We start from the raw sequence: 11,533 nt of genomic DNA on the forward strand, positions 1-11,533 counted from the left end.
GCCTGTACCACACAGGGTGCAGGGAGCGGAGCAATGGGCAAGGTTGTCGTTTTTCGCAGCACGACGCGGCGTGATGAATCCTGGGCGGTTGAAGCCCGCACCGGGCGCGAGACATGCATTGCCAGCATCTATGCCACCCGCGCGGCGGCCGAGGCCGACTGCGCGTGGCGCAACAGCCAGGTCACGGCCTATCGCGCCTTCCTTGAGCGCAATGCGGTGGCCGTGCCGCAGTACAGCATCCGCCCCTATCGCCGTGCCGACCTGCCGCGCGCCTGGCGCCCCCTGCCCGCGCTGGGCTTTCTGCATGGGCAATGTCACTCATAAATTGATTGAAAATAATACACGTTTCCGGGTGCTCCCCCTTTTTTCAAAAAGGCGGTGTTTTCCCTTATGCACCCGCCTGCGCGCACCCTGAGGTATGGTATAAAGCGCGGTCAGGCCCATGCCGGGGCACCCGCCGATTGCAGCAAACGGAGATTTCATGACCGCGACCGCCTCCCCCCTTTCTCCCGTTCTGGAACAGGCGGACCGCACGCTCGATGCGGCCCTTGAGCGGCTTTTTGCCTTCCTGCGCATTCCCAGCATTTCCACCCAGCCCGAACATGCCGATGACTGCAGGCGTGCCGCACAATGGCTGCGCGATGAGCTCGATGGCCTCGGCTTTGACGTGACCCTGCACGAAACCCCCGGCCACCCCATTCTTACAGCCCACGACCGCACGCCGCCCGCAGGCCCGCATGTGCTGTTCTATGGCCATTACGACGTGCAGCCCGTCGATCCGCTGGAACTGTGGGAAAGTGGGCCGTTCGAACCAAAGCTGGTCACGGCGCAGGATGGCACGAAGCGCATCGTCGCCCGTGGAGCATCGGATGACAAAGGCCAGGTCATGACCTTTATCGAGGCCATCCGCGCCATCAGGGCAACAAACGGGCAGATGCCGGTGCGCATCTCGCTGCTGATCGAGGGCGAGGAAGAATGTGGCGGCCCCAGCCTGCTGCCCTTCATGGAAACGCACCGCAAGGAACTGCGCGCCGATGTCGGCCTGATCTGCGATACCGCCATGCTGCCCGGCGTGCCCGCCATCACCACCACGCTGCGCGGCATGCTTGGCGAGGAGGTGCACCTGCGCTGCGCAACGCGCGACCTGCATTCCGGCATTTACGGCAATGCCGCGCGCAACCCCGCCGAGGTGCTATGCCAGGTCCTGTCCTCCATCCGCGATGAGGCGACCGGCCGGGTGAAACTGCCCGGCTTCTATGCGGGCGTGCAGGACCCGGCCCCGGAACTGCGCGCGCGCTGGCGCGAGATTGCGCCCGATGATGCGACCTTTCTGGGCGAGGTCGGGCTGTCGTGCCCGGCGGGCGAGAAAGGTTACACCGCCATCGAGCAGACATGGTGCCGCCCCAGCTTCGAGATCAATGGCATTTCCAGCGGTTATGCCGGCGCGGGCTTCAAGACCGTGCTGCCCGGCGAGGCCGTAGCCAAGGTGTCGTTCCGGCTGGTGGCGGGACAGGACCCGGTGCATATCCGCCAGGCCTTCTGCAGCCATGTCCGCAACATGCTGCCCGAGGACTGCACGGTCACGTTTACGCCCTGCGGCGGATCGGTGGCGAGCGCCCTGCCCGATGATGCCTTTGGCCTGCAACCCGCCCTCGACGCGCTGGGCGCGGAATGGAACACGCCTGCGGTGACCATCGGCTGTGGCGGCTCGATTCCGGTGGCAGCCGACATGCAGCGCGTGCTGGGCATGCCCGCCCTGCTGGTGGGCTTTGCGCTGGATGATGACCGCGCCCATTCCCCCAACGAGAAATATGACCTGACCTCCTTCCACAAGGGCATGCGCTCGTGGGTCCGCATCCTGCACGCCATGGCCACGACCGATGCCTGAAGTCATGCCTCCCCTTGCCCTGACCATGGGCGACCCGGCCGGGATCGGGCCGGAAATCACCGCAGGCGCCTGGCGGGCCATGCGGGCAGGCGCCATGCCTTTCGCTGTTATCGGGGATGCGGAACTGATCGCCCGTTACGGCGTGAAAGTGCGCGAGATTGGCAGCATTGGCGAGGCAGCGGACGTGTTTGCCGATGCCGTGCCGGTGCTGCCGGTCACATTGGCCGCCCCCGTTCACCCCGGCCAGCCGGACAGCCGCAATGCGGATGCCATCACCACCTCCATCGCCCGCGCGGTGGAACTCGCCCGCCACGGGCACGCGGCGGGCGTTGTCACCAACCCCATAAGCAAGATCGTGCTGAAAAAGGCAGGTTTCGCCTATCCGGGCCATACGGAATATCTTGCCGCCCTGTGCAATGTGCCCGGGCGCGAGGTGATGATGCTGGCCTGCCCCGAACTGCGTGTGGTGCCCGTGACCATCCATGTCAGCCTGCGCCGCGCGCTTGATGAACTCACCACCGAAGGCATCATCACCGCCACCCGCACCACCCATGCGGCGCTGATCCGTGACTTTGGCATTGCGCGCCCCCGCATCGCCATGGCCGGGCTGAACCCGCATGCGGGCGAAGGCGGCACCATGGGCACGGAAGAACAGACCATCATCCTCCCCGCCATGGAAGAGCTGCGCAAACACGGCATGGATGTGAGCGGCCCCTGGCCCCCTGATACGATGTTCACGCCCGCCGCCCGCGCGCGCTATGACGTGGCGATGTGCATGTATCACGATCAGGCGCTGATCCCGCTCAAGACCATCGACATGACGCAGGGGGTCAACACCACGCTGGGGCTGCCCATCATCCGCACATCGCCCGATCACGGCACCGCCTTCGATATTGCGGGCCGCGGCACGGCTGACCCCTCCAGCCTTGTCGCAGCATTACGCCTGGCCATGCAGATGGCCGAACACAGGAACAGGTCATGAGCGCATCTTCTCCCGCCCCGATCCGGCTGGGCGTGAACATCGATCACGTCGCCACCGTGCGCAACGCACGCGGCGGCACGCATCCCGACCCGGTCAAGGCAGCATTACTGGCCCAGAAATCGGGCGCTGACGGCATTACCGCGCATCTGCGCGAGGACCGCCGCCACATCCGCGATGCCGACCTGGAGCGCCTGCGCGCGGAGCTTGCCATTCCGCTGAACATGGAAATGGCCGCGACCGGGGAAATGACCACCATCGCCACCCGCCTGCGCCCGCATGCGTGCTGCCTGGTGCCCGAGCGCCGGCAGGAGGTCACGACCGAGGGCGGGCTGGACGTGGTGGGACAAGCCGAAACGCTGGCCCCGCGCATTGCACGACTCAATGACGCAGGCATCCGTGTCTCGCTGTTCATTGACCCCGATGCCGCACAGATCGAGACTGCGGCAGAACTGGGTGCCGCCGTGGTGGAACTGCATACCGGCGCCTATGCCGATGCGCCCGATGCAGCCGCCCGCGCGGTGGAACTGGGCCGCCTGACCACAGGTGCCGCCCATGCCGCCCATTGCGGGCTGGAAGTGCATGCGGGCCACGGCCTGACCTATGATAATGTCACACCCATCGCAGCCCTGCTGCAGGTGATGGAACTCAATATCGGGCATTTCCTGATCGGGCAGGCCATTTTTGACGGGCTGCCTGCGGTGATCGGGCACATGAAGGCCGTGATCGCAGCGGCGCGGGACTGACAGATCAGCCCGCGGCAGGGCCAGGGAGCGGATCAGGAATAGTGCCCCATCCTGACTTACTGTTACGAAATGGCACGAAAAACACGGGCGGCGGCAACCTATCGAGCCGAAATGCAATGGCCTGCCGCCCGCTCCGTGGGCCAGAGGCGCAGCAGGGCCTCGGCCCTTGTATAATGTGGGTGTTATAGTAAAAGACTTCCCATCGCGCAATTTGCCTGATCGGTAAACGGTATCTTCCACAAAACTGGGAAATTTTGATCTTCATGATGGACGGTAAGCGTATTGCGGTTGTTCTGCCCGCCTATAATGCCGCAAAAACCTTGCAGCAGACCTATGATGAAATTCCCCTCGATATTGTGGATGACATCATTCTGACCGATGACGCCAGCAAGGACAACACGGCTGAACTGGCCCGTTCGCTCGGCATCCATGTCATCGAGCATGACCGCAACCGCGGTTACGGCGGCAACCAGAAGACATGCTATGAAAGCGCCCTGGCCCGCAGTGCGGACATCATCATCATGCTCCACCCCGACTACCAGTATTCGCCGCGCCTGATCCGGGCCATGGCGGCGATGCTGACCTCGGGGCATTATGATGTGGTCATTGCATCGCGCATACTGGGCAAGGGCGCGCTGAAGGGTGGCATGCCGCTGTACAAGTATGTGGCAAACCGCGCGCTGACCCTGACCCAGAACATCCTGATGAGCGCCAAGCTGTCCGAATATCATACCGGCTACCGGGGCTGGCGGCGCGAAGTGCTCGAAGCCCTGCCGCTTGACCTGTGCTCGGATGACTTCGTGTTCGACAACCAGATGCTGGCTCAGGTGGTGAATGCGGGCTTCCGCATTGGCGAGATTTCCTGCCCCACCCGTTACTTCGAGGAAGCCTCCTCCATCAATTTCCGCCGTAGCGTGAAATACGGACTCGGCGTTCTGGGCACATCCGCCATCTACCGCCTCAACCGGATGGGCCTCTATCGCCACACCATCTTCAAAAAATGAGCCAATCCCTGAAAACGGATGGAGAAGACAATCTTGATGGCGCAACGGATCGCGTCTCAAGGATCAAGCTTTTCCTTCTTTTTTCGGCTTTTGCGCTGCTTGGCGGGGGCCTCCTTGTCGCGCGGCGCACCGGCATGTCCCTCTCCATTCAGGACATGCTTTCGGGCCTGCATGGCGATCGGGCCTGGCAGGGATGGATTGTGTGCGAACTGATCCAGATCCTTGTCGCGCTGTGTGGCATCCTGCCCGCCTCGGCTACGGCCATGGGCATTGGCGCGGCCTATGGCATTGTAGATGGCTTTCTGCTGGCCGCCCCTGCCACGATGATCGGGGCCCTGCTTTCCTTCGTGCTGGCCCGCTCGTTCCTGCGTGGCTTTATCAACCGCCTGCTGCGCCGGAAGGCATGGCTGGACAAGATTGACCACGTGCTCTCGGCGGAAGGGTGGAAGATTGCCTGCCTGTTCCGCCTCTCACCCATCATGCCGTTTTCCCTCACCAGCTACGCGCTGGGCATGAGTGCCCTGTCGCTGCGCGATTACATGATCGGGACACTGGCTTCCCTGCCCGCGCTGCTTGGCTACATCGCCATGGGTGCGCTGACCGCGCGCAGTCTGACATCGGTTGGCGGGGGAAGCGCTTCATGGATCCATGCCACCATCCTGATCGTCGGCGCCATTGCCACTTTCGCACTGGTCTGGCACCTCAACCGGGTCATTTCGCGCATCCTGTCCACGGACCGGACGACTGCCTGAAGCCGGCCTGAAAAACGGCCTGTTCGAGAAGTTTCAAAGAAAATATGGCCCTCTGGAGCAAGACGGCCATATCCTTCCCCACTTCTCAAATGGACTGTTCCTGACAGCCTGCCATCCCTGCCCCATCATCTTGCCTCGCGAAGCGGGCAGGCCTGCATACGCTGTTCAGGGGTATGCGATCCATCAAGATACATGATCCAGTGGAAAGACCCGGGCCATACATGTAACCCGTAGCTGTGATCTTTTTCCCACTGCGTCACTTCGCCGCTCCACAAAGGCCCTTTGAGGAAAGGATAGGAATTGATGACCGGCTTCCTGAAGTGGGAGATGCCAAAGATGAGCATGAGCGTGACCAACACCCAGCAGACCCTGCTGACAAACTGCTTGCCCGTGGCAGCCAGGCAGAGGATGGAACACGCCAGCAGCGACTGACCGACAAAAACATACCGTTCAGCATCGGGAGCGATGGTTGTCAGCGCCCCCCCCAACCCCCCATACATCGAAGCAAAGGCATGGGTGCCGCCCGCCAGGGCCAGCCAGGCCGCCTCCCGCGTCTTTTTATTATATATTGCCTGATAAAGTACTGTTCCAAAAAACAGGACCATCAGTGCAATCGTCAAGGGAATAATACCTGAAGGAACGTGCCCGGTCATTGCTTTCCATTTAAGGGCATGACCGGTTTTTACGACAAAATGCTTAAAACCAACAAGCGGATAAAGAATATACCGAACCAGAAAGGTCAGGATATAATCAGAGAATGTGGAGGGATCGAAGAACCGTTGGTTGATGCGCCTGGCTCGTGATTTCAGGGTTTTGGCGATTTGATTTACGGTTTTTGGGGTAGCTTTTGATCTGCGTTTTGAGCAGATCGGGGACTGCCCTCCCGCTGGATGACTACGCGCTCGCGTTCAACCTTTCGAGGAAGAGGAAGCGGCGCATGTTGTAGACGATATTGGCCAGCCCGATCCTCATGGTGGCCCGGGTGATACCGACAGTTCGGATGAACAATCCCGTCTGTGATTTCTGGTCGGCAAAGACGTGCTCGACGCGTGATCGGATCACGGACTTTCCAGCATTCGATTTCTGGATATGTCGGGGCATAGGCTTGAGATGCGGCTTTTTTCTGTGAACCTTTGAGACAAAACCCTCTTTGTCCATGAAGTCCTCATTCGCTTTCGAGCGATAAGCTGTATCAGCCCAAACGCTTGAGGCCGTATTGGTTTTATCTAACAGCCCCTCTCTCAATCGCGCACCATCACTGGCGGCGGCATCCGTCGTCTTCCATTTTCGGATGAACCGAAACTTCCGGTCGATGGAGATGTGGGATTTGTAGCCAAAGAACGGGATGGCGAGATCGCTCGACGGTATGGTTCCATCGTCCTGCCGCTTCGCCTTCGTGAACTTAAGTGTCCATCGTGCATGACGATCCTTGTGCGACATCTTTGCGGGCTTGTCCTGCCAGTCTTCTGGAATACGTCCCGCCCGGAGATCCGCTTTCTCCCCTTTGGTATTGCGCTGCTTTGGCGCTGCCACCAGCGTGGCATCCAGGATCTGGCCGGACATCGGCAGATACCCAGCGTTACGCAGGGTGGCGTCAAAGCGCTCGAACAGCTTCTGGATGGCGCCTGCCTCGGTCAGACGCTCGCGAAACAGCCAGACCGTTTTGGCATCGGGCACCCGGTCCGACAGTCCCAGACCGAGGAAACGCATGAAGGACAGGCGGTCGTTGATCAGATATTCCGTTCGCTCGTCGGAGAGATTGTTCAGCGTCTGGATGACCAGGATCTTGAACATCAGCACCGGATCGAACGGGGGACGGCCGCCTTTGCTCCTGTCTGAATAGGCCAGAGCCTTCTCCAGATCAGGGCGGAACGCCTCAAAATCCACAGTCCGGGAAAATGCCTCCAACTGATCGCCAAGCCCGCTTAACCGGGCAAGCCGCTCGTCAACATCAAAGAAACCCGGCTGCTTCATGAGCCATCCCCCCAATCATCACACAAGGTATGGAATCACAGCCACCAATTCAGAGCCAAGGGGTTTTTCGAACCCTCCATGTTGAGTTATATGTCCGTTCTCCATACTTCTCGAAGAAAAAAAGAAGCTGTGTCGCGCTGGCACCGACAATAACCAAGCACTCGACCAGTCGGGCACGGGTGCGGTCAAAGAAAAGCCGGAGCACGAAAAGCGGGGCCATGCTCACCGCCCCCGGTCCACTCAGCGGGCCAAGAAAGAGCAGGCCCAAGCGCATGTATTCCCGCCAGCCCGAGGTTGTGGCAAGAGCAAGGATCAGCCCGCAACACAGGGCAAGATGAAACTGGGTGTGCATGCTCTGCACGGACACTTCCACTGACTGCGGCACGAACAGCAGCAGTGCGACCGCGACAATACGTGTCCGGGTGGAAGAGAGCCACTCATCCTTCGCCGTCAGCAGCATGAAAGGGGCCATCAGCTGGAAAACCAACGCAATGGACATGGTCACATAGGGTGCGTACGCCAGCGGCACGAGACGGGAGGCCAGCAGCGTACTGCCATTGGCCATTATATTGATATAACCACCAAATGAATGAAACAGTGCGCCATACCATGAAGAATACCAGGCCTTCTCGAAGAAGACGCATCCTTCTTCTGCCTGAAACCGGCCACCATGCAGTAGGGTACCTGAAAAGCGGGATAGCAGAAATATAGAAAAAACAGATAATACTATAAATACAAAAGATTTATTTTTTATTTCAGTTTTCATAGAATTGTATCTCTGCTTACCATCTGGAAAATAGAAAAATCACCCGTCATTCTGCCTGATCCTGATGGACCGGGCAGGCCTGCATGCGCTGCTCGGCGGTATGCGACCCGTCAAGGTACATGACCCATTGTGGATCGGGCCATACGTGCAATCCGTAACTGTGATCTTTCTCCCATCGTGCCACTTCACCACGCCAGGCCGAGCCGTGCTGAAGCATGCGGGGAATGACAAACGGACTCCAGAAATTGCAGAACCCGAAGACAAGCATGAGCACGACCAGACCCCAGCAGATCCTGCTGACCATCCGCCTGCCTGTCACGGCCAGGCAAAGGATGGAACAGGCCAGCATGGACTGCCCCACAAAAACATAGCGCTCGGAAAAATGGGGGAAGATCATTGTCGAGGCCCCGCCCAGCGCCCCGTACATGGAGGCACAGGCATGCCACCCGCCCGCCAGCGCCAGCCAGGCGGCATCACGCGTGTTTTTGTTATACACGGCCTGATAAAGTATTGTGCCCGCGAATAAAGCCATCAGCACAAGGGTCAGGGCGATCACGCCGTAAGGCATATGGCCCGCTGCTTCCTGCTTCTGCAGGGCGTAGCCTATCGTGGCAACAAGATGCTTGAACCCGAAAAACGGATAAAGGATGTAACGGACAAAAAACGCCAGAATAAAATCAGGCAGGGTAGAATTATATGTCCTTTGACCATAATGCCCGAAAAAGAGCAGCACCTGCGTGGCGCTTGCGCCAATGATGACCAGACATTCGATCAGTCGGGCACGGGTGCGGTCAAAGAAAAGCCGGACGATGAAAAGCGGTGCAAGGCTGACCGCGCCGGGGCCACTCAGCGGGCCAAGGAAGAGCAGGCCCAGACGCATGTATTCCTGCCAGCCCAATGTTGTGGCAAGGGCGAGGATCAGCCCGCAACACAGGGCCAGATGAAACTGGATGTGCATGCTATGCGCTGAAACTTCTATTGATTCCGGCACGAACAGAAGCAGGGCGACCGCGACAAGACGGATGCGGGGAGACGCTAGCCATGCATCCTTTGCTGTCAGAAGCAGAAAAGGTGCCCCTAACTGAAACAGCAGGCCCATCAGCATTGTTACATAAGGCGCATATGCCAGCGGCACGATATTATGGGCCAGCAGCGTGCTGGCATTGGCCATTATATTGATATAACCGCCATATGGGTGGAATAATGCTTCACGCCACGATGAGTACCAGGCTTCTTCAAAGAAGACACATCCTTCTTCTCCCACAAACCGGCCACCATGCAGCAGGGCAGGAGAAAAATTGGATAAAACAAAAACGGAAAAAACAGATAATATCATGAATATGAAAAATCTGTTTTTGACTTGATCGCTCATCAAACAACACCCGTTCAGGCTATCTGAACATCATTCTTTATTGTTATGGCTTCGTTACGTGGCATCATGATCCTGCCGTATGGAAGGATCATGCCGGGCACACAACAGGCTTTATTCCCCCGATGCGGACAGACCCATGCGGCACAAAGCGGCTTCTTCCCCCGATCATCGGGTCGGCATGGTCCAACGCACCCAGTCCTTTATCCCCCCGTGCCGCCCACGGTCAGCCCGGTCATTTTAAGGGTCGGCTGGCCCACGCCCACCGGCACGCCCTGGCCTGCCTTGCCGCAGGTGCCAATGCCGGGGTCAAGGGCGGGTTCGCCGCCAATCATGGTCACCTTGGTCATGGCATCCGCGCCATTGCCGATCAGCGTGGCGCCACGCACGGGGGATGTGATCCTGCCATCCTCGATCATGTAGGCCTCGGATGCGGCAAACACGAACTTGCCCGAGGTGATATCCACCTGCCCGCCACCAAAATTGACGGCATACAGCCCGCGCTTCGTGCTGCGGATCATGTCCTCGGTCGTGGCATCGCCGCCGAGCATGATGGTGTTGGTCATCCGCGGCATGGGCGCATGGGCGTAAGACTGGCGGCGACCATTGCCGGTGGGGGCAACGCCCATCAGGCGGGCATTGAGGCGATCCTGCAGGTAGCCGGTCAGGATGCCGTCCTCGATCATGACCGTGCGGCCGGTGGGCGTGCCTTCATCATCAATGGTCAGGCTGCCGCGCCGCTCGGGCAGCGTGCCATCATCCACCACGGTCACGCCGGGGGCCGCCACGCGCTGGCCCATCAGCCCTGCGAAGGCCGATGTGCCCTTGCGGTTGAAATCACCCTCCAGCCCATGGCCCACGGCCTCATGCAGCAGGATGCCGGGCCAGCCCGCGCCCAGCACCACCTCCATCTCGCCCGCGGGTGCAGGGCGGGCATCAAGATTGACCAGCGCCATGCGCAGGGCCTCGTCCACCGCGTTCTTCCACACTTCGGGGGCCAGCAGGCGGCTATAGGCATAACGCCCGCCCAGCCCGTGCCCGCCGCTTTCGCGCCGTCCGTCCTGCTCGACCACCACCGACACGTTGAGCCGCACCAGCGGGCGGATATCGGCCATGCGCTGCCCGTCGGGCCGCAGGATCTGGATTGCCTGCCACTCCGCCGAGATCGAGGCCATCACCTGCACCACGCGCGGGTCACGCGCGCGGGCATAGGCATCGAGCTCCGACAGCATGGCCGCGCGGGACGCGAATTCACCCTCCGCCAGCGGGTTGATGTCGGGGTAGAGGCGGTGGTTGGTTGAACGCGGCCCGGCAGCCAGCGTGCCCGAACGGCCCGCGCGCACCTGGCTTACGGTCTCGGCGGCGCGGCGGATCGCGCTTTCGCTGATTTCATCGGAATGGGCGAAACCGGTTTCCGTCTCCAGCACGGCGCGCAGGCCAAAGCCCGATGACGTATCGAAGGTGGCGGAACGGATGACGCCTTCATCAAGCGAAATGCCCTCGCTTTCACGATATTCCAAGAAAAGCTCGCCATCATCCATCCCCTCGAGCGCCTGCTGCACAAGGCGCTCGGCATCGGGGCGGCCAAGGCGGGCACCGGCGCGCTCAAAGAACAGGGCATCAGTTGCGGCCAGCGGGGTAAGACCCTGAAGGGATGAGGGCATGAAAAGACGACTCCGGTTTGGCGGAACAGGAAAAAACACGAACGCTCGGGCCGCGCAGGCCGGGAGGGCACACAGCATAGCCGGATTTGCCCCCCATGGAAAAGCAGGGACATGTTCATGACAGCCACCATGCCTGAAAATGAACTTCCCTCCATCTGCATGGTTTCCCTTTGTGGTAGGAAGGCAAGGCAGGGCATGTTGCGGGGATCATATTTATCTTTTTATTATCTGGAGAATTGGCGTCTCGTGAAAGTTTTACTCCTGTGCGGTTCAAACCTGTCCCGGTCCGCGCCCCGTCAGGCCGGGCTTGTGCTGGCCAGCCTTCTTTACGCGGGCGCGCCCGCCCTGGCCCAGACAGCGCCTGAGTCCACACAGGCCACGCCTGGCGTCC

11 protein-coding genes are annotated in these 11,533 nt (G+C 60.3%); 6 read left to right on the top strand and 5 right to left on the bottom strand.

Annotated elements, in window-relative coordinates:
- Nucleotides 1–33: 33 nt before the first annotated feature.
- The 6 genes from FMA36_RS05160 (at nucleotide 34) to FMA36_RS05185 (ending at nucleotide 5,369) form a co-directional block, all read left to right on the top strand.
- Entirely contained in the window at nucleotides 34–324 is a 291-nt protein-coding gene (locus tag FMA36_RS05160) for a hypothetical protein (RefSeq protein WP_159261325.1), read from the top strand.
- Nucleotides 325–481: 157 nt separating this feature from the next.
- A complete protein-coding gene (locus tag FMA36_RS05165; RefSeq protein WP_159261326.1) occupies nucleotides 482–1,888 on the top strand; it encodes a dipeptidase in 1,407 nt (468 codons plus the stop codon).
- Entirely contained in the window at nucleotides 1,881–2,870 is a 990-nt protein-coding gene (gene pdxA / locus FMA36_RS05170; protein WP_159261327.1) for a 4-hydroxythreonine-4-phosphate dehydrogenase PdxA, read from the top strand. Before FMA36_RS05165 ends, pdxA begins: the two co-directional genes overlap by 8 nt.
- On the top strand, nucleotides 2,867–3,613 hold the full coding sequence (locus FMA36_RS05175) for a pyridoxine 5'-phosphate synthase (protein WP_159261329.1): 747 nt from the start codon (nucleotides 2,867–2,869) through the stop codon (nucleotides 3,611–3,613). Before pdxA ends, FMA36_RS05175 begins: the two co-directional genes overlap by 4 nt.
- A gap of 263 nt (nucleotides 3,614–3,876) precedes the next feature.
- Entirely contained in the window at nucleotides 3,877–4,617 is a 741-nt protein-coding gene (locus tag FMA36_RS05180; protein ID WP_159261332.1) for a glycosyltransferase family 2 protein, read from the top strand.
- Nucleotides 4,614–5,369: a TVP38/TMEM64 family protein gene (locus FMA36_RS05185; protein ID WP_159261335.1), complete on the top strand. Its 756-nt coding sequence runs from the start codon at nucleotides 4,614–4,616 to the stop codon at nucleotides 5,367–5,369. The genes FMA36_RS05180 and FMA36_RS05185 overlap by 4 nt, the downstream gene beginning before the upstream one ends.
- A 125-nt stretch (nucleotides 5,370–5,494) precedes the next feature.
- Here the strand turns inward: FMA36_RS05185 and FMA36_RS05190 are convergent, their stop codons facing one another.
- From FMA36_RS05190 to tldD, 5 genes are all read right to left on the bottom strand, one after another.
- Nucleotides 5,495–6,022 carry a hypothetical protein gene (locus tag FMA36_RS05190; protein ID WP_159261337.1) on the bottom strand — a complete coding sequence of 176 codons (528 nt, stop codon included), beginning with the start codon at nucleotides 6,020–6,022 and terminating at the stop codon, nucleotides 5,495–5,497.
- A 241-nt stretch (nucleotides 6,023–6,263) separates the two neighbouring features.
- Complete coding sequence (locus FMA36_RS05195) at nucleotides 6,264–7,343, bottom strand: IS5 family transposase (protein WP_010516652.1); 1,080 nt, start codon at nucleotides 7,341–7,343, stop codon at nucleotides 6,264–6,266.
- Nucleotides 7,344–7,392: 49 nt separating this feature from the next.
- Nucleotides 7,393–8,109 (bottom strand): hypothetical protein, encoded by a 717-nt coding sequence (locus tag FMA36_RS05200; RefSeq protein ID WP_159261339.1) that lies wholly within the window; start codon nucleotides 8,107–8,109, stop codon nucleotides 7,393–7,395.
- A gap of 46 nt (nucleotides 8,110–8,155) precedes the next feature.
- Nucleotides 8,156–9,280: a hypothetical protein gene (locus FMA36_RS05205; protein WP_206065184.1), complete on the bottom strand. Its 1,125-nt coding sequence runs from the start codon at nucleotides 9,278–9,280 to the stop codon at nucleotides 8,156–8,158.
- 401 nt (nucleotides 9,281–9,681) lie between these two features.
- Entirely contained in the window at nucleotides 9,682–11,142 is a 1,461-nt protein-coding gene (gene tldD, locus FMA36_RS05210) for a metalloprotease TldD (protein ID WP_159261341.1), read from the bottom strand.
- Nucleotides 11,143–11,533 lie beyond the last annotated feature (391 nt).

The organism is Komagataeibacter xylinus, assembly GCF_009834365.1.
GTDB lineage: Bacteria > Pseudomonadota > Alphaproteobacteria > Acetobacterales > Acetobacteraceae > Komagataeibacter > Komagataeibacter xylinus_D.